At 61.3% G+C, this 24308-nt stretch carries 20 protein-coding genes; 8 read left to right on the forward strand and 12 right to left on the reverse strand.

The annotated features are described in order from the left end of the window. Positions 1-98: 98 nt before the first annotated feature. The 4 genes from pepN to V9T28_RS05465 form a co-directional block, all read right to left on the reverse strand. Positions 99-2744 (reverse strand): aminopeptidase N, encoded by a 2646-nt coding sequence (pepN, locus tag V9T28_RS05450; protein WP_116401531.1) that lies wholly within the window; start codon positions 2742-2744, stop codon positions 99-101. Positions 2745-2929: 185 nt separating this feature from the next. Then, positions 2930-3418 carry a hypothetical protein gene (locus V9T28_RS05455; protein ID WP_147306458.1) on the reverse strand — a complete coding sequence of 163 codons (489 nt, stop codon included), beginning with the start codon at positions 3416-3418 and terminating at the stop codon, positions 2930-2932. Between the two features lie 208 nt (positions 3419-3626). Then, positions 3627-4229, reverse strand: coding sequence for a TetR/AcrR family transcriptional regulator (locus V9T28_RS05460; protein WP_116401533.1), 603 nt, complete (start codon positions 4227-4229; stop codon positions 3627-3629). Beyond that, positions 4226-7651 carry an acyl-[ACP]--phospholipid O-acyltransferase gene (locus tag V9T28_RS05465; RefSeq protein WP_116401534.1) on the reverse strand — a complete coding sequence of 1142 codons (3426 nt, stop codon included), beginning with the start codon at positions 7649-7651 and terminating at the stop codon, positions 4226-4228. The genes V9T28_RS05460 and V9T28_RS05465 overlap by 4 nt, the downstream gene beginning before the upstream one ends. 149 nt (positions 7652-7800) lie before the next feature. Here V9T28_RS05465 and V9T28_RS05470 point away from each other — a divergent pair, with 149 nt between their 5' ends. Genes V9T28_RS05470 through V9T28_RS05480 form a run of 3 tightly spaced genes read left to right on the forward strand, consistent with a single transcriptional unit; the run spans position 7801 to position 9827 of the window. Further along, entirely contained in the window at positions 7801-8400 is a 600-nt protein-coding gene (locus tag V9T28_RS05470; RefSeq protein ID WP_116401535.1) for a LemA family protein, read from the forward strand. 3 nt (positions 8401-8403) lie between these two features. Next, on the forward strand, positions 8404-9216 hold the full coding sequence (locus tag V9T28_RS05475; protein ID WP_116401536.1) for a TPM domain-containing protein: 813 nt from the start codon (positions 8404-8406) through the stop codon (positions 9214-9216). Next, the gene (locus tag V9T28_RS05480) at positions 9216-9827 is read left to right on the forward strand and encodes a TPM domain-containing protein (protein WP_116401537.1); all 612 of its coding nucleotides are present in this window, start codon (positions 9216-9218) and stop codon (positions 9825-9827) included. Before V9T28_RS05475 ends, V9T28_RS05480 begins: the two co-directional genes overlap by 1 nt. Before the next feature lie 190 nt (positions 9828-10017). Here V9T28_RS05480 and V9T28_RS05485 read toward each other — a convergent pair whose 3' ends face one another. Continuing rightward, positions 10018-10986: a LysR family transcriptional regulator gene (locus tag V9T28_RS05485; protein ID WP_116401538.1), complete on the reverse strand. Its 969-nt coding sequence runs from the start codon at positions 10984-10986 to the stop codon at positions 10018-10020. A 790-nt stretch (positions 10987-11776) separates the two neighbouring features. On the opposite strand from V9T28_RS05485, the gene V9T28_RS05490 reads away from it, so the two are divergent. After that, positions 11777-13117 carry an MFS transporter gene (locus V9T28_RS05490; RefSeq protein WP_245424137.1) on the forward strand — a complete coding sequence of 447 codons (1341 nt, stop codon included), beginning with the start codon at positions 11777-11779 and terminating at the stop codon, positions 13115-13117. A gap of 120 nt (positions 13118-13237) precedes the next feature. Here the strand turns inward: V9T28_RS05490 and V9T28_RS05495 are convergent, their stop codons facing one another. The 3 genes from V9T28_RS05495 to V9T28_RS05505 all read right to left on the reverse strand — a co-directional run bounded on the left by V9T28_RS05495 (position 13238) and on the right by V9T28_RS05505 (position 16073). Continuing rightward, positions 13238-14281 (reverse strand): histone deacetylase family protein, encoded by a 1044-nt coding sequence (locus V9T28_RS05495; protein WP_116401540.1) that lies wholly within the window; start codon positions 14279-14281, stop codon positions 13238-13240. Between the two features lie 266 nt (positions 14282-14547). Beyond that, positions 14548-15786, reverse strand: a complete 1239-nt coding sequence (dmeF, locus tag V9T28_RS05500; RefSeq protein ID WP_116401541.1) for a CDF family Co(II)/Ni(II) efflux transporter DmeF — start codon at positions 15784-15786, stop codon at positions 14548-14550. A gap of 8 nt (positions 15787-15794) precedes the next feature. After that, a complete protein-coding gene (locus V9T28_RS05505) occupies positions 15795-16073 on the reverse strand; it encodes a metal/formaldehyde-sensitive transcriptional repressor (protein WP_116401542.1) in 279 nt (92 codons plus the stop codon). 283 nt (positions 16074-16356) lie between these two features. On the opposite strand from V9T28_RS05505, the gene V9T28_RS05510 reads away from it, so the two are divergent. After that, positions 16357-16653 carry an adenylate cyclase gene (locus V9T28_RS05510; RefSeq protein WP_199500177.1) on the forward strand — a complete coding sequence of 99 codons (297 nt, stop codon included), beginning with the start codon at positions 16357-16359 and terminating at the stop codon, positions 16651-16653. 56 nt (positions 16654-16709) lie between these two features. Here V9T28_RS05510 and V9T28_RS05515 read toward each other — a convergent pair whose 3' ends face one another. Further along, on the reverse strand, positions 16710-18095 hold the full coding sequence (locus V9T28_RS05515; RefSeq protein ID WP_116401543.1) for a cation diffusion facilitator family transporter: 1386 nt from the start codon (positions 18093-18095) through the stop codon (positions 16710-16712). A gap of 105 nt (positions 18096-18200) precedes the next feature. Here V9T28_RS05515 and V9T28_RS05520 point away from each other — a divergent pair, with 105 nt between their 5' ends. After that, the gene (locus V9T28_RS05520; RefSeq protein WP_116401544.1) at positions 18201-18641 is read left to right on the forward strand and encodes a VOC family protein; all 441 of its coding nucleotides are present in this window, start codon (positions 18201-18203) and stop codon (positions 18639-18641) included. A gap of 221 nt (positions 18642-18862) precedes the next feature. On the opposite strand, the gene V9T28_RS05525 is transcribed toward V9T28_RS05520, so the two are convergent. Together V9T28_RS05525 and V9T28_RS05530 are read right to left on the reverse strand one after the other, a co-directional pair. Then, positions 18863-20482 carry an L-lactate permease gene (locus V9T28_RS05525; RefSeq protein ID WP_116401545.1) on the reverse strand — a complete coding sequence of 540 codons (1620 nt, stop codon included), beginning with the start codon at positions 20480-20482 and terminating at the stop codon, positions 18863-18865. Between the two features lie 122 nt (positions 20483-20604). Continuing rightward, positions 20605-21429 carry a 3-keto-5-aminohexanoate cleavage protein gene (locus V9T28_RS05530; protein WP_116401546.1) on the reverse strand — a complete coding sequence of 275 codons (825 nt, stop codon included), beginning with the start codon at positions 21427-21429 and terminating at the stop codon, positions 20605-20607. 84 nt (positions 21430-21513) lie between these two features. Between V9T28_RS05530 and V9T28_RS05535 the strand changes: the two genes are divergently transcribed. Together V9T28_RS05535 and V9T28_RS05540 are read left to right on the forward strand one after the other, a co-directional pair. Next, positions 21514-22404, forward strand: coding sequence for a MurR/RpiR family transcriptional regulator (locus tag V9T28_RS05535; protein WP_116401547.1), 891 nt, complete (start codon positions 21514-21516; stop codon positions 22402-22404). Continuing rightward, positions 22401-23729 (forward strand): aspartate aminotransferase family protein, encoded by a 1329-nt coding sequence (locus V9T28_RS05540; protein WP_116401548.1) that lies wholly within the window; start codon positions 22401-22403, stop codon positions 23727-23729. The genes V9T28_RS05535 and V9T28_RS05540 overlap by 4 nt, the downstream gene beginning before the upstream one ends. A 34-nt stretch (positions 23730-23763) precedes the next feature. Here V9T28_RS05540 and V9T28_RS05545 read toward each other — a convergent pair whose 3' ends face one another. After that, complete coding sequence (locus V9T28_RS05545) at positions 23764-24297, reverse strand: hypothetical protein (RefSeq protein WP_116401579.1); 534 nt, start codon at positions 24295-24297, stop codon at positions 23764-23766. Positions 24298-24308: the final 11 nt, after the last annotated feature.

Consider the following 24308-nt stretch of genomic DNA (forward strand, 5'->3'; position numbering starts at 1 on the left):
CTCCCGCGCACGGAACCCGGGCATGCCCGGGTTCCGCATCAAAAATGCACAAACCGGCTATACCCGGTTTGTGAGGCGCGGGAGAAGGGAGTCCCGTTCTATGCCAACGTCCGTGTCAGAATGTCCGCCACGTCGTTCGAGAGCTTATCCTTGGCCTTCAGCCGCAGCAGGGCGGCCTCGGCCTTTGTCTGGCGCGGTGCATCCATCGTTCGCCAGGTGCGGAAGGCCGAGAGCATGCGGGCGGCCACTTGCGGATTGGTCGCATCAAGGCGGGCAACCACGTCGATCACGAGTTCGTAGCCGGCGCCGTCGGCGCGGTGGAATTGCGTCTGGTTGCCGGTGGCGAACGCGCCGATGAGGGCGCGCGTGCGGTTCGGATTGGCAAGCGAGAAGGCTTCATGCGCCATCAACCCCTTGACCCGCTCCAGCGTTTCCGCCTCGGGAATGGTCGCCTGCAAGGTAAACCATTTGTCGATGACCAGCGCGTCATCGGCGAAGCGGGCGTAAAAATCCTTCAGCATGGTTTCGCGCGCTGCTCCCGGCAGGGTGGCGAGGGCCGCCGCCGCGCCGAGACGGTTGGTCATATTGGTCGCGCCGTCGAATTGCGCCTTTGCCAATTCGAGGCCGAGCGCCTTGTCGCCGGCGGCGAGATAGGCGAGCGCACTGTTGCGCAGTGCGCGGCGGCCGGCGCTTAGCGCGTCAGGGGAATAGGCGCCGGTCTCCGTATATTGCGCATAGATTTTCGTCAGCGCCGGCTGCAGGGCGAGGCCAATCGTACACTGCAGATGATCCCGCGCTGCGAAGATCGCGTCCGGATCGATGTCTTTCGCGATTTCCCGCGCGATGTCGGTTTCCGACGGCAGGGCGAGGATTTGCGCCGCAAGCGCCGGATCCTCATGCGCCCGCACCAGCACGCTGTCCATCGCCGCGATGAAGCGCGGATCGATCGGGGCGGTCGGCTCACCGCTACGCACCGCCTGCACCAACAGATCGGTGGCGTAGGTCTGCACCGCCTGCCAGCGGTTGAAGCCGTCGCTGTCATGGGCGAGCAGGGCCAGCAACTCCTCGGGGCCTGCCGCCATCTGCAAGCGGACCGGCGCCGAAAAATTGCGCAGCAAGGACACAACCGGCTTCGACGCCACGTTGCGGAAAGTGATCCGCCGCTCGGGGCTCTTTAGAATAAACGTGCCGCTCTGCAATTCGGCCGCCTCGGCATCCTCGCTCGCCAGGGCGATGGCGCCGCCGTTGTGGTCGATCAAGCCAAGGCTCAAGGGGATCACGAAGGGCTTTTTCTCGCTCTGTCCCGGCGTCGGCGCGGTCGATTGTTTGAGATCGACGGTGAGGGTCTGCGCGGCCGCATCATAGGCCGATGTCGCCGACACGAGCGGCGTTCCCGCCTGTTCGTACCAGCGCTTGAATTGGGTGAGATCGCGCTGCGATGCGTCGGCGAAACAGCTCAAGAAATTCTCCACCGTCGCCGCCGTGCCGTCGAAGCGCTCGAAATAAAGCGCCATGCCATCGGCAAAGGCCTTGTCGCCGATGAAGCGCTTCAGCATGCGGATGACTTCGGCGCCCTTGTTGTAAACCGTCGCGGTGTAGAAATTGTTGATCTCGCGATAGGTATCGGGGCGCACATTATGGGCGAGCGGCCCGGAATCTTCGGGGAATTGCGCCGCCCGCAAGGTGCGCACGTCGGCGATGCGCTTGACCGTGCGCGAGCGCTCGTCGGAGGAAAATTCCTGATCGCGAAAAACCGTGAGCCCTTCCTTCAGGCATAGTTGAAACCAGTCGCGGCAGGTGATGCGATTGCCCGTCCAATTGTGGAAATATTCATGGGCGATGACGGTTTCGATGCCGGCGTAATCCGCATCCGTCGCGGTCTCGGAAGAGGCCAGGACATATTTGTCGTTGAAGACGTTCAGCCCCTTGTTCTCCATGGCGCCCATGTTGAAATCGGACACGGCGACGATGTTGAAGACATCGAGGTCGTATTCGCGGCCGAACATGTCTTCGTCCCAGCGCATCGAACGTTTCAGCGCATCCATCGCGTAAGCGGCACGCGCTTCCTTGCCCTTCTCGACATAGATGCCTAGCTCGACGGGTGTGCCGGATTTGGTCGTATAGGAATCGCGCACGTGGCCAAGATCGCCGCCGACGAGAGCGAAGAGATAGCTCGGTTTGGGATGCGGATCGTGCCACACGGCAAAGTGCCGCGAGGTGCCCGGTACGTCGCCGCTTACCTGTCGATTGCCGTTGCCCAGGAGCACCGGCGCCTCTGCCTTGTCGGCTTCGATGCGTGTCGTATAGACCGAGAGCACGTCGGGCCGGTCGAGAAAATAGGTGATGCGGCGAAAGCCTTCGGCCTCGCATTGCGTGCAATAGGCGCTGCCCGAGCGGTAAAGGCCCGTGAACTTGGTGTTGGCCGCCGGATCGAGCACCGTCTCGACCTGCAAGGTGAAGGGCTCCTGCGGTGGCTTCTCGATCACCAATTGATCGGGCGTCACGAAACCGGCGGTGGGCTGCAGATCGATGCCGTTGAGGGCGATGCGCGTCGCCTTCAGCTCATCACCATCGAGCCGCAACGGCGCTCCAGCGCGCCCCTTCGGATTGGGGCGGATCGCAAGCAGGGCGCGCACGTGGGTTGCGTGCCGGTCGAGCTTGATGTCGAGATCTACCGTATCGATGAGGTAATCGGGGGGCAGATAGTCGGAAAGGCGGATGAGGTGGCCGGTTTCTGGACGCATTTTTCGGACTCGTGCGAATGATTCATGAAAGTGGAACAATAGAACTTGGTGCTTGGACCCGACAATAACAAGCGGAGCTGCGAATCTCCAACTTTAGTATGTTTGCGACCTTGCCGAGGTGTACGCCCTTCGCCCGCGACGTGGGAGACGGGAGCGCTGCCCGCTAAAAACGCGCAGATCGGCCTTCATCGACTGGCCGTATCGGATTGGCAGGCCTTGTCGACATTTGGCGGGCCCGGCGCCTTCGTGACCCGAAATGTCGTGCACAGATGCACGTCCCTGAATTTGCCGGGCATGAGCACAGTGCCCGCGATCGCGGATCCAGCCGCACTGTCGCCAAGCACGCCATCGAGATCGACGGTGATGTAGTCTTTCGGATGGGTAATCCAGTTGGCGCCGTCGATGACAAGCTGGTGCCGCGACACGAACCTTCCAGAGACGGTGAAGCAGCCCTCGGGAACATCGGCATTGTCGGGCGCCGCGTAAAAATGGAACAGGCCGGAAAAGGCCTTTCCCGATTGTGCGGTGATGGTCAGCGTCAGGCCGGTGTGCCCTTGCGCGCAATAATACGAGCCCTGCCAATCACCGATCAGCGAAGGATAGCGGGCATCCTGCGCGAGGCATGGCGACGCGAGGACAAGAGTGAAAAGCGCGATGGCAATCGGTTTTTTCATGTGCATGTCCTTCTGTCGCGTCACACAAGGGGTATATGCTCCTGCCCTTATGCCGTCATTGCGAGCGAAGCGAAGCAATCCATCTCCAAGCCGATCGATTGTACCAGCTTCTCGATTGTTGTTGCAGTGGCATCAATCGTACCAAGACTTCCTGGTTGGGAGATGGATTGCTTCGTCGCTTCGCTCCTCGCAATGACGTTGTCACCCCTCACATCCGGTTCGGCTGCTTAGCTCCGAGCAATCTTAAAAGGCTCGTCGTGATTTCGGGTGCGTAATGTTGCAGTCTTCCTCCCAGTCGGCCGTAGTGCATGAACACGCCTGTTTGCACCACCGCGCCGAGCGCCAGCGCCACGGCGAGATTGGTGTCGAGGATCGCGATCTGGCCCGTATCGCGCGCTTCGGCGAACAATTGATAGATCGCGATGACAAGGTTGTAGTCTTCCTCATCGGGAATGAACTGCAAATGGTCGTGCTGATTGAGCAGAATGAAAGTGAAGACGTCGGGCTCGTTGTCGAACAGATCGCAAAACAATTTCACCAGGAGCGCGATGCGTCCGTGGAAGGGCTCGGGTGCAACCGCAATCGCGCGCACGCGCTGGGTGAGATCGAGATAATGCTGCTCGAAGATTTCGCGGGCGATGTGTTCTTTCGAGTCGAAGTGCCGGTAGAGCGCCGGTTCGGACACACCGACAGCCGTCGCAATATCGCGGACCGAGGTTGCCTTCACGCCATGCGTCGCAAAAAGATGCAGCGCCTCGCGTTCGATTTTGGCGCGCGTCTGCGCGCCGTCTCGCTTGGCGGCGGGTCTCATGCTTCCTGCACCTCGCTGATCTTCGGCTGCGCCTCAACCGTGGCGCGCACCATTTTGTTGAGTTCGACATAATCGGTCTTGCCGGTGCCGAGCAGGGGAATGGCGGTGACGCTCATCACTTCGGACGGCGCCATCAGCTCGGTCGCGCCTTTCGCCTTGAGTTGCGCGAGCGCCTCGGCGCGCGAGGCGCCGGCCTTCGTCGTCACCAGGATGAGCCGCTCGCCCTTCCTGGCGTCGGGCACTGCGACCACCGCCGAGAGGCTGTCGGGCCAGAGCCCGCTGAGCATTTGTTCGACTGCGCTGAGCGACACCATTTCGCCGGCGATCTTGGCGAAGCGCTTGGCGCGGCCCTTGATGGTGACGAATTTTTGCCCGTCGACAGTGACGATGTCGCCGGTATCGTGCCAGCCGTCCGGCGTTGCGTCGAGCACGCCTGGGTTTTCGGCGCGGTAATAACCGAGCATCACGTTCGGGCCGCGCACATGCAGGCGGCCGCCCTCTGCGATGCCGGGCACCTCTTCGAGCCGATGTTCGACGCCGGGCATGAGCCGGCCGACCGAGCCGATGCGGTTGAACATCGGCGTGTTGACGGCGAGCACCGGCGCGGTTTCGGTCACGCCATAGCCTTCGAGAATGCGCAGGCCGAATTTCTCCATATAGACGCGGCGCGTCTCCGCCTTGACCGGCTCGGCACCGGCAATGATGTAGCGGATCGAGCGGAAGTCATAGGGATTGGCGGTGCGGGCATAGCCCATCAGAAACGTATCGGTGCCGAACAGCACGGTCGCATTGATGCCGTAGACGAGTTCCGGAATGGCGCGATAGTGCAGGGGCGAGGGGTAGAGATAGGATTTCATGCCCGTCAGCATCGGCAGCAGCAGGCCGCCGGTGAGCCCGAGCGAATGGAAGATCGGCAGCGCGTTGAACGCAATGTCCTGGGCCGTAATATCGAACCGTGCCGCGACTTGCGCGATGTTGCTCGTCAGGTTGCTGTGCGACAGGACGACGCCCTTCGGCGTTCCCTCCGAGCCCGAAGTGAAGAGCACCACGGCGGGATCGCTCGGCTGCCGTGCGACGAAGGCGCGGCCCTTGTCCATCATGCCGCGCAATTTGTCGTAAGTCGTGACCGACGCGCGCAGGTCTTCCAGCCACACGATTGTCACTTCCTTGGCGAGCAAGTCGATGACCTTGCCCAAATTCGCTTTCTCGATGAAGGCGCGCGAGGTCAGGACGCTTTTCGCGCCCGCCGCCTTGCAGGCGGAGATGAGATTGTTCGCGCCGGCCGTGTAATTGAGCATCGCCGGGACGCGGCCCGCCGCCTGCAGGGCGAAGAATGTGACCGCGGCGCCGTTGGCATTGGGCAGCATCAGGCCGATGATCTCGCCCGGCTGGCTGAAGCCCATGATCTTGCGGCCGAGTACCGCCGCGCCGATCAGCACCTTGTTGGCGCTCAGCGTACCGCCGATGGGATCCTGCAGCATGATCGTGCCGCCACCGTGCAATTTCACCGAGGCCTTGAGCCCTTGCATCAGCGTGCGTTCGCGATTCGAGGTCGCGAACATCAGGTCCGACATGATGTCGTAGAGCGCGGCACCGGCGGCCTGTCGGCGCGCGCGGCCGAAGAGCGTCTGATCCATCGCGAGTTTGCGCGGCTCGAGGAAGGTCACGCGCACTTTGGGGAACAGGCTGCGGCGGATTTGCGCAGCGGTCAGGCGCGAGAAAAAGGTGCGCTCCAACCCGTCGAGCCGCACCGGCACGACCATGGCGTCGCTCTTGTCGGCGATCATCGCGGCGCCGTCGTAGATCTTCATCAAGGCGCCGGTCACGGTCAGGCGGCCTTCCGGGAAGATCACGAGATGATGGCCTTGCTTGACCTCCTGGATCAGGCCGCGCGTGCTCAATGGCTTCGTCGGGTCCATCGGATAGACCCGCGCGACGCGCAAGAAGGGCTTAACCCACCAGGCCTTGGCGATCTGCCAGTCGATGGCGAAGACCGGCTTCTCGTCCAGGATCGAAAGAATGACCGGCGCGTCGAGGAAGGAGGTGTGATTGAGCGCGATCACGACATGCTCGCCGGCACGCTCCACATTCTCGAGGCCTTTGACTTCGAGGCGGAAGCAGATGCGGAATAAAAGATTGGCGAAGTCGCCGACGAAATTGCCCGGCAGGGCGCGGAACAGCCACGCGCCGGCGCCGATGGTCAGCACGCCGAGGCCGATCAGCAAGGCAGGTTCCGAGAAGCCGACCTCCGGCCTTTGCAACACGGCAGTCAGCACGGCGCCGCCGGCCATGAACAGCGCGTTGATTACATTCACACCGGCGATGACGCGGGCCCGGTGATCCTCATGCGCCCATTCCTGGATGGCCGTATTCAACGGCACCGCGAACAGACCGCCGGATGCGGCGAGGAGGGCGATGTCGAGGCTTATGTGCATGCCTTTTGAGCTGGCCAAGAAGGTCAAGACCGAAATTTCCTGCGTGGCATGGGCCATGCCGATCGTCGTCGTGCCGATGTCCAGCAGGAACAGCGCCATGAGGATCGCGGCGATGGGCACCGGCAGCAGCAGGACGCGGCCGTTGCACAAAAGCGCGGCGAGGAGCGAGCCGAGAGCGATGCCGACCGCGAAGATCAGGTTGATTGCGGCCTCGACCTGAATGCCGCCGCCGATATGGCTCTTGATTAGCACCGGCACCAGCGACATCACCACCGCGCCGAGCATCCAGAACCAGCTCATGCCGAGCGCGCCTGTCCACAGGCGCGGATCGGCCCGCAATTCGCGGATCAGGCTGAAGGTCGAGGCGGCGAGGTTGCCGCGCACCTTGAGGTCGGGCGCCCGGGCCGGGGTCGAGGGAATGAGCCGCGCGGTGAGCCAGCAGGAGAGCGCGACGATCATCAATTGCGCGACGATATTGTAGGCGGACCTGCCGGTCGAGGCGGCATAGGATCCGGCGATGATGCCGCAGATGATGGCCAGGAAGGTCGCACCCTCGATGAGCGCATTGCCGGCCGGCAGTTCGGAGAATTTCAGATGGTCCGGCAGGATGCCGTATTTGATCGGCCCGAACAGGGCGGAAATCGTGCCCAGTCCGAGCAGGGCGACGTAGAATAGGGGTAGCCAGCCGGTGACGAAACCGGCGGCGGCGATCATCTGCACGAAGATTTCCGCGAATTTCAGTCGCCGGATCAACAGGCTCTTGTCATGCGCGTCGGCCCATTCGCCCCCCAAGCCCGAAAGACAGATGGTTGGCACCATGAAGACGGCCAAGGCGAGCGTGATCAGCGACCCCGATTGCTCCTCGCCGACCCGGAACAGCAGCAGCATCGCCAGCATGTACCGCACGAAATTGTCATTGAAGGCCGAAAGGAACTGGCACCAGAACAAGGGTGCAAAACGGCGGGATGACATCAAAGAAGCAAACATGGATCGGCCTCACGGTCGGGCTAGGGTGCACGATAATGTTAGTTATCGATTGCTAACATTCTTCATTGACGCCGTCAAGAGGCGCTGGCTTCACAAATGGGTCGTGGCGGCTATGCTAAATTGCTTCAGGCTCCGGTGGGAGGATTTTTATGACGAAAGTGTTCGGCCGTTTGCGGTTTGTCTTTTTGATCATGGCTTTGGCCCTGCCGCTTGCGGGGTGCGGCTACAACACGATTCCGACGGATGAGGAGGCGGCTAAGGCACGCTGGGCCGATGTCCAGAACAATTACCAGCGCCGGGCCGACCTCATTCCCAATCTGGTGGCGACCGTCCAGGGCTATGCCAAACAGGAAAAGGACGTGCTCACCGCCGTGGTCGAGGCGCGCGCCAAGGCGACGTCGGTACAGATCGACGCCTCGTCCTTGAGCGATCCCGAGAAGCTCAAGCAGTTCCAGGAGGCGCAGCAGCAATTGAGCGGGGCGCTGGGCCGGCTCTTGGCGGTGACCGAGAATTATCCGGACCTGAAATCGAACGCCAATTTCCTGGCGCTGCAATCGCAACTGGAAGGCACCGAGAACCGGATCGCCGTCGCCCGCAAGGATTATATCGAGGCGGTGCGCGTCTATAACACCGACCTTCAGACCTTCCCCGGCGTCCTCTGGGCCTCGCTCTTCTTCCGGGACAAAAAGCCGATGGCGGCCTTCACGGCGAATGACGCCGCGCAAACCGCGCCGCAAGTGAAGTTCTAGCGCATGGGGCGGCTTGAGGTCCTTAGGGTCGCGGGCATCCAGCCCGCCAACGGTGCGAAGCAGCGTGCGCCCATCGCCTGGCTTCTGGCGCTCTGTTTCGTCGTTTTTACCGGTGTCGCTCTCGCCGCGACCAGCTTCCCGACTCTCACGGGCCGGGTGGTGGACAATGCACATATTCTCGACGCGTCCACGCAAGCTCAACTCACTAGCAAGCTCAAGGATCTCGAAGACAAATCCGGCATTCAACTCGTCGTCGCGACGGTGCCCTCGCTGCAGGGCCAGGATATTGCGCCTTTCGCCAACGATCTGTTCCGCACCTGGAAGCTGGGCGAAGCGAGGCAGAACAATGGCGTGCTGCTGCTCGTCGCGCCGAGCGAGCGCAAAGTACGGATCGAAGTCGGCTACGGCCTCGAAGGCACCCTGACCGACGCGCTGTCGAGCGTCATCATCGCCAATGCGATCGTGCCGAATTTCAAAAGCGGCGATTTTGCCGGCGGCGTGTCGCGCGGGATCGACGAGATCATCGCCGTGCTGACGACCGATTCCTCGGAATGGCAGCAGCGGCCAGCCCTGCGGCAGGATCAGGGCGACGACGCCATGGCGGAGCTCATTCCCTTCATCATGATCGCGATTTTCGTCTTCGTCTTCTTCGTCATGTCGCGCAACGCGCGGCGCGGTGCGGCCTTCATTCCGGGCAGCTTCGGCTCCAGCGGCGGCTCGTGGAGCGGTGGCTCCTCCAGTGGCGGCGGCTCAGACAGCGGCTTTTCGGGCGGCGGCGGGTCGTCCGGTGGCGGCGGCGCATCGGGGGGCTGGTGATGCCGATCGCGCGCGCAGATTATGAGGCCGTCGCAGCGGCGATCAAGGCGACCGAGGCGCACACCAGCGCGCAATTGGTGTGCGTGCTCGCCAGAAGCTCGTCCTATTACGGCTATATCCCGCTGACCTGGGCGGCGCTCATCGCCTTGTGCGTGCCGCTGCCGCTGATCCTGCTCACCCATTGGCCGGTGCAGCATATTTACGCGGCGCAGCTTTTGACCTTTCTCGCACTCGGCATCGTGTTGTCCTTGGCCCCTGTGCGGATGCGGCTCGTGCCGCGCAACATCCAGCGCAGCCGCGCCCATCGCGCCGCGATCGAACAATTCGCCATCCGCGGTTTGCGGCATACGAGCGAACGCACGGGCGTGCTGATTTTCATGTCGGTGGCGGAGCGCTATGTTCGCATCATCGCGGATGATGGTGTGGCCGCAAAAATTCCCAATCATGCGTGGCAGGCGGTGGTCGAACGCCTTGTCATCCATGCCCGCGACGGCCATTATGCGCAAGGTTTCGTCGATGCGCTCAAACAATCCGGCGATCTGCTCGCCGAGCCTTTTCCTCCGCGTCGAGATGCGAAAAACGAGCTGCCGGACAGGCTTTATGTGATTTAGGTTGTGATCTGATCAGCAACATTCAAATCGACTGCCACACCGCCACTGCGAACCGTGCTTGCGCGGGTTCGCAACATTTTTGAATGCTCAACTTAGGCAAACAAGAGTTGAGTGCGAGCGGAGAAATCCATCCATCTCCTGCGAAAGTTTTGCCACCTGCGTGCCGTGGCACCGCAATATTCAGCGGAAGCTATGTCGCTGCTGCGCCTAACAGGCGTTCTTGTTCTAAGGCCGCAAGATTCGTGAGAACGAAATCGATGAACTCCTGCACATGCGGCTTGTCCAAGGACGCCCGGTTCACTTTCAAATAATAACCTCGATCCACTCGAACGGGGGCATCGAACAACACGCAGAGCGCATGATCGTTCACCTGCGATGCGACCAGGTGACGCCACCCCAGAACGATTCCCTCGCCTTTGACCGCCGCATTCACGAGAAGCGGGTAATTATTGCTGATCATGATCGGCGCAATATGCGGCACATCGAAGCCGTTCGCGCGGAACCAGTCGTCCCAGGTAACCGGATGCCAGCCAATGGCATCGGACGTCCAATGTTTCCGATGGAGATCCAGTAGATCCGCATGTGCGAGGCTTTGCGGATCTGGAAACGGCCCATGGCGTTTGAGGTAGGCTGGTCTGCATACCGGCTGAACGATATCCGGAAAGAGATAATAGAGAGATTCCCCGACCTCGCAGCGTTCATTTCCACAAATGAAAGAAAGATCGACCTCGTCGAAGTTTCTCAATGTGTCGTCTTCGTCGGATGCTAAAAGAACGAACCTGACGTCTGGCCGTTTGGAACGGAACCTGTCTACATATGTCTTCAGCCAGCAGGCGATCGCGGCATTGGTGCCTGAACAGGTGATCAGCGGCGGAGCAGACGGTGCGTTGATCCCGTTGATCGCGTCGCAAATGATATCGAGCGCGCCTGCGACCGGCGACAAGAGCTGTTGTGCATGAGACGTCAATTCAAGGCTGTTGTGCTTGCGGATGAACAGGGTAACGCCAAGCGACTTTTCGAGTCCGCGTATCTGCTGGCTGATGGCGGCCTGGCTGACGTTGAGTTCGTTCGCGGCGAGAGTAAAGCTGAGATGCTTTGCCGCGACTTCGAACGTGGCGAACGAACCGAGTGAGGGAAGGTACCGGCGTTTGGGCAACATACAATAACAATACTCACAGCGCAGAGAATATGACAACAGCATGCATGTCGTGGTGTGCAATGGTCATGCGCCTGCTTCTTCATGACGCGATTGGCGTTCAATCTGGCGGACCGCGCATGAAGCCTGACAATATGAGCAAGAGATCGCGGCTTCGGCCTATCTTATACCAACGGTCACGAGGAGTGACCGTTGGTTCCCTTCTTCATTTTTCGCCTTTTCAAGGCGATTGCGAAAAATGAAGAGCGGCCCAAAGGTCGCTGCTCGCGACCTTTGGTATTACTTCGCAAAGAATACGTTGGCATAAGGCGCGCCTTCTGCAGCGCCCAAGGAAATCCTCGTTTGCCGAATTCGAATCTGTGTTTTACGTAATTATGCAATTGAGGCCGAATTTGGCCGAGAACAATAATATACAAACAATAATATACGAACGACGATAATATCGAATGCTCGTGGGAGAAAGATAAAATGATGAGACACTCAATTATGATGCGCGTCCTCATCGGAGTTATACTTGCAACTCCGGTCGTCACTCAAGAATCAAGCTCGCTTCTACATTCGATCGTCGATCCCGATTGAACCGGGCCGTAAGCCGTTCCGCCACAATCAAACAACGACCGCTGGTTCTTCCCGTAAGAGGCTGCCGCGCGTTTTGGCTGCTCTCGCGGGACTTTGCCGATGGGCTGCAGTAGCCGGCGAGTAGTCACCCATCCCAACCTGCCGAACTCGACAGCTTCGAACGGGCGTCATGCGCGTGTCGACGGCTGAATGCGGCCTTCTAGAGGAGTGCTCAATGTCATCAATAGAAAACATAACGGCCACTTCCGGCGAGACCTCGACGGCGTTCAAACGACGTTTCATGAAGAGGATGATCGCCGTTCTTACCGGGGGCATGCTCCTCGACGGCTACATCCTCGGGGTCATCGGCCCGGTGACGTCCGTGATGAAGCAAGAGATGGGCATGTCGACACTCGATATGGGCCTCATCGCGTCGGCTGCGCTGTTCGGCATCCTGATCGGTTCGCCGCTGGGCGGATGGGCCGGCGACAAGTTCGGCCGCAAACCATTGTTCATGATCGATATGGCGCTGTTCGTGGCCGCGTCGGCGATGCAGTTCTTCATCAACTCGGTGGAGATGCTGTTCGCGGTGCGCCTGTTGATGGGTGTCGCCATCGGTGCCGAATATTCCGTCGGCTGGCCACTGATGTCGGAATTTGCGCCGGCCCGGTTGCGGGGACGCTTGATGGGCGTCACGATCCTGGCCTGGTATGGGGGATTCATGATCGGCTACACTGCGGGCTACATCCTGAACCTGCCGGCACCGCTGCCGTGGCGGTTCATTATCGGAACGAGCACGTTTATCGCGGTCGTCCTTTTCATCGCCCGGCTCGGCTTGCCCGAATCGCCGCGTTGGTTATGGAGCAAGGGCCGGAAAGACGAGGCTCGCGTCATCGCGCACAAATATCTGGAGAGTGCCGAAGAGATGGCGGACATGGAGCACGAGGTGGTACGTCAAGGTCGGTTCGCAGATTTGTTCTCCGCGAAATATTGGCGGATGACGGTCTTCGTTTCGTGGTTCTGGTTCTGCAACGTGCTGCCCTATTTTGCGATCGCGACGTTCGCCGACAGCGTGCTGGAGAAGTATGGCCTCAATGGCGGGCTCGCCGGTGGTGTGGGGCTATCGATGGTCGCGGTGGCAGGGGTCGCCGTCACGGTGGCGTTGATCGACAAGGCCGGTCGTCGGCTGTTCACCGTCCCGCCGCAGTGGATCACGATGGGGGTCTTCCTGGTTATCGGCCTGTGGTCGGGGGCACCGTCAGCCGTGGTGCTGGCTCTCTTCCTCGTCTTCTCGTTCTTGAACGCGATGAATGGGACGCTGACCAGTATCTACCCCGGCGAAGTGTTCCCCACCGAGGTCCGCGGGGTCGGCACCGGTTTCGCTGCCGCCGTCAGCCGCGTGGGTGCCGGCATGGGCACCTTCTTGCTGCCGATCGGAGTGGAGAAATTCGGTGTTTCGACAACGATGCTGGTCGCGGCGGCCGTCGTCTTCAGCGGTGCCGTGGTGTCGCAGCTGTGGGCTCCCGAGACGAAGGGAAAAAGCCTGAGCGAGACCGCCGCTGGCTTTTCGCACTAATCGACGCCGGCTCGGCCCCACTGCTGGGCCGAGCCAGGTGGAATGGCCGCTAGCGATGCACACTAGGGCAATTCTCCGTTCTTTCAGAATCGGAAAATTGCTCTCTTCATGCGGTCGCTATCACCCTCCAAGCCCATCGAGGAAAGCTCCCAAACAATCGCCGATGACATCGATGGCATAGCCGCCTTCCTGCACGATCAAAGTCGGCAGGCCGGCGGCGCGAATTTGTGCGCCGATCTTGCCGAAATCTTCCACCTCCAGTTTGAGCACGCCGATCGGGTCGAGGCGGTGCGCATCGTAGCCGAGTGCGACGATCAGAACTTGCGCGTCGAAGGCGCGGATGCGCTCCAGCGCCACATCGATCGCCGTGGCCATCGCGTCGCCCGTTGAGCCAGGCTGCAGAGGAAGATTCAGGTTGAAATAAGCGCCGTCGCCGAGGCCCGTTTCGTGCGCATAGCCGGTGAAGAACGGATAGTAATTGAGCGGATCAGCGTGCACGGAAATCGTCAGCACGTCGGCGCGATGATAGAAGATCTGCTGCGTGCCGTCGCCGTGATGCGCATCGACATCGAGAATCGCGACGCGCGGGAATGTGTTGCGCAAATGCTGCGCGGCGATGGCCGCGTTGTTGAGATAGCAGAAGCCGGAGCCGCGGTCGCTGCGGGTGTGATGGCCGGAGGGACGGCACAGCGCATAGGCGCTACGTCCGCCGCGCGCAATCACCTCGGCCGCCGAGATCGCGGTTTCGGCCGCGCGCAGAGCGGAGAGCCACGTGTGTGGCCCCATCGGTACGGACAAATCGCCCAAATACCAGCCGGTTTGGGCGATGATGCTGTCAGCCGGGCAGGGCGGCCGCGCGGCCTCTTCCGGCCGGCCGTTCCAATAAGGAAACGTATTGGGCCAGACTTCGACACCATGTACGGGTAGCGCCGACCAGCGGTCCCAGGCGGACATCAAAAAATCGATGTAATACGGCGCATGCACGGCGCGGATCGCATCGGGTCCAACTTCGTGCGGCTGCTCGATCGCGATGTCGCGCGCGGTCAGCGCGCCGATCAGCTTTTCCGTGCGGACCGGCAAATCCTTGGGTGCCACCACCCGGCCGATTTGCATGTATTGTTGGGGATCGTGCAAGGCCTGGTCGGGATGGTAGAATGCGCGCATATCGATTTTTTCCCCCTAACGATGGCTCGTCTTGAGAAGAGGCCCGCAATGATCGGCACATTTCATGCCGTTGACGGCAACGATAGCCACATCGTCCGGATACGACAACCCCGCGTCCAGGATGGCTGGCGAGATTGTCGCTCGCGCTCCGCTGATGAGTCATTCGTCGCGCGGCCTTGGATCTCGGGTCAAGCCCGGGATGATGTGAGGGCTTTCATTTTTGGCTTACGGCAAAGCACGCAATGACATCAGTTGCGCTGCGGCGCTCAGCCTGCCTGCCTGATCTCAATTGTCAGATGTGACAGCGCTTTGAACCGGGCAAGTTTAGCGCGGAAAAATGCCTCGTTATGTGAGGGAGAACTGACGACGGAAACGATTGCTCCAAGATGCCCTGGACCGAGCCTCCACACATGCAAGTCTGCCAGCCGATCGCCTTCTTCCTCAATGACCGTCCGAATCCTTCCGCTCATTTGACGATCCGGATTCATATCGAGCAGGATCGCACTTGTGTCGCGGATCAATGACGCCGACCAGTTCGCAATGACGATCGCGCCGACGATACCTGCGACGGCATCCATCCAAAGCCATCCGAAAATCCAGGCGAGGATGAGACCGATGATGACCAGAACCGAAACGGCGGCATCGGCAATAACATGAATGATGGCGGCACGCATGTTGTTATCGTGTGCTGCGGCGCCATGCGCGTGTTCATGTTCCTCGAAGACGACTGGATAGTGCTCGGCGCCAATCGTGACGTCAGCGGTAAACTCGTGCGGCTCGGGAATCTCCGTGATGGATTCCACAAAGCCGTCACGATCGGCGAAGGCAAAGGTTTGCCGCGAGCCATCGGGCCGGAGGGTTTCGACTGACACCGCAGAGGCGACGAGGGCAGAGCCAGAGTCCGACCGTAGCCGGAAACGTGGTGGCACGCCATCCTCGAACACTTCGAGAGACACATCCCCGCTCGCAGTGGAGATCACGCGGGTTTCGTCGTCCCCATGATGATCGTGGGCGTGTCCGTGCCCGTGGCCGTGATGATGGTCGCCGCTCAATAGCCACGCGCTGGCGACATTCACCGCAAGGCCAAGAAAGGCCACGGGAATAGCCTCGGCAAAATGGATTGGCACAGGATCGAACAGCCGAGCGACGGCTTCGTAGCCGATCAGGAGGGCAATCATGGCAAGAATGATTGCGCTCGTAAAACCCGCAAGGTCGCCGAGCTTGCCTGTGCCGAAAGTAAAACGCTCATCGTGGGCATAGCGCCGGGCGAAAGTATAGGCCAACGCCGCCAGCAACAAAGCCCCGGCATGCGTGCTCATATGCAGCCCATCGGCCACCAGCGCAATTGAACCGAACAGCCATCCGCCAACGATCTCGACGACCATCATGGCGGCGCATAGCCAGATCACCGACCAGGTCTTACGCTCACTCTTTTCATGTCCTTCGCCCAGGAAAACATGACTGTGGAACGCCTCGCCGGCGGCGGTTTCAGTGCTGCGACTCATGTTGGGCCTCATTTGAGATAGGTGCGGACGACATCCACAAGCTGCTCGATAGCTTCGTTCTTCGACGCAAGCGGTTGGTGCTCCGCGTCTGCGAGATGCGTGCGCACGTGGTCCTCGATGACCTCAGCCATGAGGCCTGAGATTGCGCCGCGCGTGGCAGCGATCAGGTGCATCACCTGATCGCAACCAGCCTCGCCATCGAGCGCACGCTCAATGGCCTCGACTTGGCCTCTGATCCGGCGCACGCGCGCCAGCAGTTTTTGTTTTTCGCGAATAGTATGGGACACAACGCACCATATAGTATACCCACCTACCCTATGCAAGTCGTATTTCGCCGATATTGAAGAGGGCAGTTTTGAAATCCCGAAGCGTTGCTGCACCAAGTCGAAATCTAGCTTTTCCTGCCTCAACTCCCTGAATTTATTGGATCAAGTCGCGCGACATCACAGATCCGTGAGGCTCGCAAAGAGCGGTGGTCCCAGATAGCGTCGGTGGTATGATGCGTGATTAGCCGGGCGCACCTAAGGCCCGGGCGCTCCTCCTAAAATCAAGCACTTTTGGGAGAACATCATGAAACATCCCATCACGCCGATGATGCTCGGCGTCTCCTTGCTCATAACCTCCACCGGCCTGGTTTTTGCCCTCGATGTCCACACGATCACTGGGACGAAGGGCCAGCCCAGCCAAACGATTGGCACCACGCAGACAGGGAGCGTCACACCGGGCCACGCCAGCGCTTCCCCGGGTTCGCCCTTCAACCCAAGTGGGAACGCGGGAACACATTACGCAGGCAATGCGCCGCAGAATTCCAACAACCCGAAGAGCAAATCTCAGTACGACGTGGCCGGCTTCCAGCAGTCCCATTAAAAGTGATGGAATTGTGCATAGCAGGCTCGTCCATTGGTGATGGATTCGCTGCGGCCTCAACTTAGAGGCCGCAGCGGTTCGGCATGGCCCACAAGCCGCGTGATGTGCGGAAAGCCACCGCGCGTCGCGCGCTCGAGCGCATCGACCGCCGCGTGCACGTCATTCACGCTGCGCTCGGGCGCCACGCGGCAATGGTAGTTGACGACGAGGCCGGCGCCGGTGTCGCGCGCGCGTACATTGTGCACCTCGCAGATCACGCCGCCATGCTTGGCGTTTTGCGCGAGGGCCGTGGCGATCTCTTGCGTCACGGCTGGATCCACGTCGACGCCGTGCAACTCGCGTGTTTCGAGCGGCTCGATATGGGTTTCGACTTCGATGTTGGCGCCGAGTTCCAGGCGGATCATGCTTTCCAATTCGGAGGCGATCCGATGCGCGTTGCCCTGGCTCATCCGGCCATCGATTTCAAGATCGAGGCTGATGCATTTGCGCCCGTCCACATCCTGCACTGTGACATGATGAACCGGCAGGCGCCGGTGTGCCGCAATCAGCAGCACGCGTTCGAGAAAAGTCTCGTTGTCGAGCGCTTGCGGATTGGCCGTGATGGTCACGTCCGAATTGGGCAATTCGGCAAGAATCTGACGGCCGATTTCCGCTTTGATCGCTTGCGTCCGCTCGAGCGTCAAGGTGCGCGGCACATTGATGAGGATTTCGCCGAAGATCTGGCCGCCGGCGGGCCGCAGCCGCACGTTCTCGATCGAGGCGACGCCTGGCACCGCTTGCACCGCAGCACGCACGCGCGCCGCAAGGCCTTTCGGGGCGGCATCGACCAAAGTGTCGATTGTGCTACGGCCGAGACGATACCCGGCAACGGCAATGAATAGCGCAACGCCGATGGCGGCGACCGCATCGCCCTGGGTGAAACCAAAGCGTGTCGCGATGAGGCCGATGAGAACGAGGCACGACCCGATCAAATCGCTGGAAAAATGCAACGCGTCCGCGGCGAGGGCGACGCTGCCCGTCTCGTGCGCGATGCGATGCAGGCCGCGCCAACGCACGAAATCCACGCCGATTGAGATAATCAGGACGCCATAGGTGAGCCAATTGGGGGTAACCGTCCCTGTGTGCTCCCACAAGCGGCGGAAGGCTTCGACGACAACGCCGATCGCGAGCACGGCGAGCAGGCCGGTTTCGGCCAGCGCGGCCACCGCTTCGACCTTGCCGTGGCCGTAGGGATGCGTGTCGTCGGCGGGCTTGTTGGCGACGCGGACGGCGAAATAGGTCAAGATCGTCGCGCCGGTATCGAGTGCGCCGTGCATGGCCTCCGACAAGAGTGCGAGCGAGCCGGACAGCAGGCCGGCGACAAGTTTCGCGACGCTGAGTGCGGCGCTCGCCCCAATCGACAGAAGCGCGGCCTTCTCTTTGGTTTCGGCGGTGTTTGCCATCTAACGGTTCTGCCCTATATGTCGGACGTCATCATTCCCTCAAGATTCCGTCCCAGATCTCTTCGCTCATTCGCACCCGGAAAAGCAAGTCAGGAGCACCCCTCCATGCGATATCTCCACACAATGATCCGCGTCACCGATCTCGATGCCTCGCTCGATTTCTTCGTCAACAAGCTCGGCCTTGTCGAAGTGCGCCGGCACGAGAGTGAAAAAGGCCGCTACACTTTGGTGTTCCTGGCCGCGCCGAAGGACGATAAGGGCAACAAGACGTTCGACGCGCCGTTGCTGGAGCTGACCTATAATTGGGACCCGGAAGTCTATACCGGCGGCCGCAACTTCGGTCACCTCGCTTACCGCGTCGACAACATTTACGAGCTTTGCGAAAAATTGATGAAGGCTGGCGTGACGATCAACCGGCCGCCGCGCGACGGCAATATGGCCTTCATCCGCACGCCGGATCAGATCTCGATCGAATTGCTGCAGGACGGCCCGCCGCTGCCGCCCGCCGAACCGTGGGCGAGCATGCCCAATACCGGCGTGTGGTAAGCTGTATGCCGCGTTGTATTGGCGGCGCTTACTTCGGACTCATGTGACACCAACGTCTGGCATCCCGGACTTGATCCGGGATCCAGCGCCACACATGAGCATTTGCGAGAGTGGCCTGCGGCGCAGTGCTAATGATGATTCACGCGCTGCGCGGTTCTGGATCCCGAGTCTAGCCCGGGATGACATCGTGGCCTTCCCATAGGTCGCGGCTTATCGCTGTTTTATTGGCCCGGCACGACGGGAATGATGCCGGGGACGATATATTGCTGCACGATCACCAGCGCGACCAGCACCAGGGTCAAAATGATACTGTGGCCGAAGGTGCGGGCGAAGATGATGCCTTCCTGGCCTTTCAGATTGGTGACGGAAACGCCGGTGGCGATATTTTGCGGCGAGATCATCTTACCCATCACGCCGCCGGACGAATTGGTGGCGGCAAAGAGCACGGGGCTCAAGTTGAGTTGCCGCGACGCCACCACCTGCAAATTGCCGAACAGCGCATTGCCCGACGTGTCGCTGCCCGACAGGAAGACAGCGATCCAGCCGAGGAATGGCGACAGTAGGATGAACAGATGGCCGGTGGCCGCGGCGCCGTCGCCGAGCGTATAGGCCATGCCGGAATAATTCATCAGATAGGCGAGGCCGAGCACCAGCATCACCGTGACGATCGCGATCCAGGATTGCGACAGGGTGCGCGCGATACATTGGACGAATGTCGCCGGGCTGATGCGCACCAGGAGCGCGGTGAGAATGGCCGCGACCAGAATGGCGGTGCCGGTGGCGAGCGGCTGGAACGCCCAGATCGCTCCATAGGGCTTGTTGTTATAGAGCGTGATCGAGATGGCATTGTGCAGCCCCGGCCATTGAACGCCAACTTGGCCCTGCGCCGCAACGCTATAGACCGTCCAGACGATCACCACTGCGGAGACGACGAGCCACGGGATCCAGCCTTGCCAGGGGGATACGTTGCTCGGCGCCGTGGCGTCGGCAAGCGCTGCGGATTGAACCGCGAATTGCGGATCGGGCGCGGGCCGCCAGATCTGCAGGAACAGCAGGGTCACGATCAAAGATCCGAGCGACGACAAGACGTCGGTGAGCGTGTAATCGATGAAATTGGCGGTGACGAATTGCGCCAGGCCGAAGCTCGCGCCGGCGACGAGGAGGACCGGCCACAGCGCGCGCACCGAACGCATGCCGCCATAGGCGAACATGACATAGAACGGCAGCAGCAGCGCCATGAACGGCAATTGCCGCCCGACCATCGCGCCGAGCACATTGGCGGGCAATCCGGTTACGCTGCCAAGCACCGTCACCGGCACGCCGAGCGCACCGAAGGCAACCGGTGCGGTGTTGAAGATCAGGACGAAGACCAGGGCTTCCTGTGCTGGAAAGCCGACGAGGATGAGCAAGGAGCTCGTGATCGCGACCGGCGTGCCGAAACCGGCAATGCCTTCGAGCAAGGCGCCGAAACAGAAGCCGATGACGACGAGCACCACGCGCCGGTCGTCCGGCAGATGCTGGATGACCCAGGTTCGGAACGCGTCGAACCGTCCGGAGGCCACCGCGATATTGTAGAGCAGCAGCGCATTGACCACGATCCACATCACCGGCCACAGCGCGAAGACCATGCCATTCGCCACCGAGTCAAAGGCAAGAGCCGTCGGCATCTGCCATACGGCGAGGGCGAGCACGAGCGCGACGATCAGCCCGGCGAGTGAGGCCTGCCAAGCTGGCCGCCGCACGACGCCGAGAAGAATCAGCATCGTCACGATCGGCAATGCGGCGACGATGAAGGACAAAAAGAGATTGTCGCCGACCGGCGTCAAAAGCTGCTGAAACATATCGAATCCTCCCGCAATATTTTTGTAAGAAAGTGGTGTATTGTTATGAAAAGTCAATTGGTTGTATGGGGTTATCGCCCTTCTTCCGCGCGAAAGCGTGGCATAAGGGCGCCTGTCATGCGTCAAGCTTGCGCCCAGCTTTGCCGCAAGCCGTCCGCATCGAGCAGGCCCAGCCCAAGCCTGCCGGCAATGTCGGCGACTAGGCCAATCTGCGCCGCATTGTCTTGTGCCGGCGTGCCGTCCGGCCGCCAGAGGTTGTTCTCGAACCCGACCCGCATGTGGCCGCCGCGCAGGGCGGCGGCAAGCACGCAGGCCGCCTCGTAACGGCCAAAGGCGCAGACCGACCAGTGTGGCGCTTGCGGCTGGGATGGGACGAGGAACGGGTCGAGGTCCTGGGGCGTTGAGGTCTGGTTCGCTGTGTAGCGCCCGAGCACGTAAAGCACGGGCACATGGTCCCAGGGAATGACACCGCGCTGCTGCATGTCGGCCAGACGCGCAGCTTCCTCCGGCGTGTAGAGAATAATCTGGGGCAGGATCCGTTCCGCCTTCAGCCAGGTTAGAAACGCGGCAAAGGCCGGTTCGTGGGCGGCTTCCGGCACGAGTTCGCGCAGGGCGAGCGAGACCGCCTCGGGCCGCACCGCCTTGACGACAGCCATTTGCTGGTCTGGCTGATAGATCCCGAGCGCTTCCGAGGTGATCTGGACGATCATTCTGTCGCCGGCGGCGTTGCGGATGGCTTGGAGCGCCGCGCGATAGGCGTCGGCGTCCAAAAGGTGCCGGTTATCGGCGTCGCGGACATGGATGTGGATGGCCGCCGCGCCCGCCTCGCGGCAGGCTGCGGCAGTCGCGGCAAGCTCGGCGGGGCCGAGCGGCAAGGCCGGATGGTCCTGCTTGGTGCGCCGCCCGCCGTTGGGCGCGACCATGATGCTGCTGAAGGGAAGGGACATGGCATCACTCCGTCGAAATCGGCCCATTCAAGCACGATGAAACGATTGTTGCAATAGCTTGGCAATTTATGATACATATGTTTCATGATCGCCTCGCCCTTGCATCATCAGATCTCGTCCGCATTGCCCGCCATGTCGGCGCAATTGCAGGCTGCGGCGCAATTCGTCCTCGCGCATCCGCAGGATGTGGCGCTTCTGTCGATGCGCGAATTGGCGCGGCGCGCCGAGCTGCAGCCCGCGACCATGACGCGGCTCGCGCAACATCTCGGCTTTGCCGGCTATGACGAATTGCGCGATTTGCACGCTGCGGCCCTGCGCCGCGGCACGACGGGATTTGCCGATAAGGTCGGGACGCAGGCGGCGCGGCAGAAGCGCAAAGGCGACCATGCGCTGGCCGCCGACCTTCTCGACACGATGCGGGGGCAGATCGCGGCATTGGCGGCGCCGGAGATGCTCGACGCCTATGTCCGCGCCGCGAAGATGCTTCTTTCCGCGCGGCGCATCTTCTGTCTCGGCTTGCGCTCCAGCCACGCGGTCGCTTGGCACCTGCATTACGTGCTGTCGCTGATCGGCGATCGCGCCGTGCTGCTCGACGGGCTCGCCGGCACCGGCGCCGACCAGCTTCGCCATGCCAAGCGCGGCGATATGCTGTTCGCGGTCAGCGTGCAGCCCTATACCGGTGCCAGCATCGATCTGGCGCGCTATGCGGCGGGGCGGGGCGTGAAAATTCTCGCGCTGACTGATCACGCGGCCGCGCCGCTCGCCACGCTCGCCGCCGAGACCATCGTGGTTCCGACCGACAGTCCGTCGTTCTTCCACACGATGGCGCCGGCTTTCATCGTCGCCGAAATTCTGGCGGCGCTGGTGGCCGGCCGCGACGGCACGGGCTCGCTCAAGGCGCTGCGGCAGACCGACGATTATTTCGCCGCCCTCGACATCCATCTCAAACCCAGGCACGGGAACCAAAAATCATGACACATATTCTGCACCGGCAAATCCGCGGCCGCCTGCCGGTCGCCGTGGGCGGCAAGGGCGTCGAATTGTTCGATGCGGATGGCCGCGCCTATATCGATGCGTCGGGCGGCGCCGCCGTATCGTGCCTCGGCCACGGCCATCCCGACGTGATCGCGGCCATCCATGCGCAGGTCGACAAATTGGCCTACGCGCATACGAGCTTCTTCACGAGCGCAGTGACGGAAGCGCTGGCCGATCGCCTGGTGCAGGAGGCGCCCGAGGGGTTGGACCACGTCTATTTCGTCAGCGGCGGTTCGGAAGCGGTGGAAGCCGCGCTCAAAATGGCACGGCAATATTTCGTCGAGAAGGGCGAGCCGCAACGCCGGCATATCATCGCGCGGCAGCAAAGCTACCACGGCAACACGCTCGGCGCGCTGGCGACGGGCGGCAATGCCTGGCGCCGTGCGCAGTTTCAGCCGTTGCTGATCGAGACCCATCACATCGATCCGTGCTACGCCTACCGCTATCAGCGCACCGGCGAAAGCGATGCGGAATTTGCGGCGCGTGCCGCGCAGCAGCTCGAGGACAAAATCCTGGAACTCGGGGCTGATCAGGTGATCGCCTTCGTCGCCGAGCCGGTGGTGGGCGCGACTTTGGGCGCGGTGCCCTCGGTCGGCGATTATTTCAAACGCATCCGCGCCATTTGCGACAAATATGGCGTTCTGCTGATCCTCGACGAGGTGATGTGCGGGATGGGCCGCACCGGCACGCTGCACGCTTGCACGCAGGACGGAATCGTGCCTGATCTGATGACGATCGCCAAGGGCCTCGGCGGCGGCTATCAGCCGATTGGCGCGGTGCTTCTGGGCCATCATATTTTCGCGGCGTTCGAGCAGGGCTCCGGCTTCTTCCAGCATGGGCACACCTATCTCGGCCATCCCGTTGCGGCGGCGGCGAGCCTTGCGGTGCAGGACGTGATCAAACGCGATCGCCTGCTCGACAATGTTCAGGCAATGGGCACGCGACTCGCCTCGCGCCTGCGCGAGCGCTTCGGCAACAATACCCATATCGGCGACATCCGCGGGCGCGGCCTGTTCATGGGGCTCGAACTCGTCGCCGACCCGATCACGAAGGTGCCGTTTTCGCCCGAGCTCAAATTGAACGGCCGCATCAAGGCCGAGGCGATGAAGCGGGGGCTATGCTGCTATCCGGGCGGCGGCACGATCGACGGCAGACAAGGCGATCATATCCTGCTGGCGCCGCCGTTCATCTCGACGCCGGAGGTCATCGATGCGATCGTCGAGCGCCTCGGCGACGCGGTCGATGCAGCGCTTGGCGCTGTGTGATCGCCTAGCGTCCATCTATAAGCGTCAACAGGCCTTACTGCATGGTGTCATAGGCCCGGACGATCCAACTGATCTGGTAGATGAGGCCGATGCTGGCAAAGACGAGGTGGAAGCGCCGGCTCGCGACGAAGATTGCCGCGATGCAGAGGGTGACATAGACTGCATTGCGGATGGGATATTCGAGGCCCAACGACGCAAAATAGCTTTGGCCCTTCAGTGCCGTGTCGATGATATCGATCACATAGGCAAAGGCCAGCAGGCCGAAGAACACGCGCCGCCGCGATAAGAAGTAATCTTCATAGCCATTGTATTCGGCCAATGTGTCGGGGAAGAGCAGGGTGCACAGGAAAAACAGCAGGCAGCCGTAGAAGGTCACGAAGGCGAAGACCAGAAAATCGATGTCGACGAGGTCGCGCAGGTGAATTTCCCACCACAGGAAGTGCAGGAGAAAGATCAGCATCGACACGGCCCAGCCGACATGGGGCCAAAAGATCCGCAGCACGCCCGGGTGCTGCACGAATTTGGCGAGGCCGCTCAAAAGGCGGCCCATGCTCGCGCTCACGATCATGGCGACGACGG

The organism is Methylovirgula sp. 4M-Z18 (genome assembly GCF_037890675.1).
Taxonomy (GTDB): domain Bacteria; phylum Pseudomonadota; class Alphaproteobacteria; order Rhizobiales; family Beijerinckiaceae; genus 4M-Z18.

Bases quoted from the DNA above. Each gene is read 5' to 3' on its own strand.
- pepN (WP_116401531.1), bottom strand. From the start codon at position 2,744: ATGCGTCCAGAAACCGGCCACCTCATCCGCCTTTCCGACTATCTGCCC.
- V9T28_RS05455 (WP_147306458.1), bottom strand. From the start codon at position 3,418: ATGAAAAAACCGATTGCCATCGCGCTTTTCACTCTTGTCCTCGCGTCG.
- V9T28_RS05460 (WP_116401533.1), bottom strand. From the start codon at position 4,229: ATGAGACCCGCCGCCAAGCGAGACGGCGCGCAGACGCGCGCCAAAATC.
- V9T28_RS05465 (WP_116401534.1), bottom strand. From the start codon at position 7,651: ATGTTTGCTTCTTTGATGTCATCCCGCCGTTTTGCACCCTTGTTCTGG.
- V9T28_RS05470 (WP_116401535.1), top strand. From the start codon at position 7,801: ATGACGAAAGTGTTCGGCCGTTTGCGGTTTGTCTTTTTGATCATGGCT.
- V9T28_RS05475 (WP_116401536.1), top strand. From the start codon at position 8,404: ATGGGGCGGCTTGAGGTCCTTAGGGTCGCGGGCATCCAGCCCGCCAAC.
- V9T28_RS05480 (WP_116401537.1), top strand. From the start codon at position 9,216: ATGCCGATCGCGCGCGCAGATTATGAGGCCGTCGCAGCGGCGATCAAG.
- V9T28_RS05485 (WP_116401538.1), bottom strand. From the start codon at position 10,986: ATGTTGCCCAAACGCCGGTACCTTCCCTCACTCGGTTCGTTCGCCACG.
- V9T28_RS05490 (WP_245424137.1), top strand. From the start codon at position 11,777: ATGTCATCAATAGAAAACATAACGGCCACTTCCGGCGAGACCTCGACG.
- V9T28_RS05495 (WP_116401540.1), bottom strand. From the start codon at position 14,281: ATGCGCGCATTCTACCATCCCGACCAGGCCTTGCACGATCCCCAACAA.
- dmeF (WP_116401541.1), bottom strand. From the start codon at position 15,786: ATGAGTCGCAGCACTGAAACCGCCGCCGGCGAGGCGTTCCACAGTCAT.
- V9T28_RS05510 (WP_199500177.1), top strand. From the start codon at position 16,357: ATGAAACATCCCATCACGCCGATGATGCTCGGCGTCTCCTTGCTCATA.
- V9T28_RS05515 (WP_116401543.1), bottom strand. From the start codon at position 18,095: ATGGCAAACACCGCCGAAACCAAAGAGAAGGCCGCGCTTCTGTCGATT.
- V9T28_RS05520 (WP_116401544.1), top strand. From the start codon at position 18,201: ATGCGATATCTCCACACAATGATCCGCGTCACCGATCTCGATGCCTCG.
- V9T28_RS05525 (WP_116401545.1), bottom strand. From the start codon at position 20,482: ATGTTTCAGCAGCTTTTGACGCCGGTCGGCGACAATCTCTTTTTGTCC.
- V9T28_RS05530 (WP_116401546.1), bottom strand. From the start codon at position 21,429: ATGTCCCTTCCCTTCAGCAGCATCATGGTCGCGCCCAACGGCGGGCGG.
- V9T28_RS05535 (WP_116401547.1), top strand. From the start codon at position 21,514: ATGATCGCCTCGCCCTTGCATCATCAGATCTCGTCCGCATTGCCCGCC.
- V9T28_RS05540 (WP_116401548.1), top strand. From the start codon at position 22,401: ATGACACATATTCTGCACCGGCAAATCCGCGGCCGCCTGCCGGTCGCC.
- V9T28_RS05545 (WP_116401579.1), bottom strand. From the start codon at position 24,297: ATGATCGTGAGCGCGAGCATGGGCCGCCTTTTGAGCGGCCTCGCCAAA.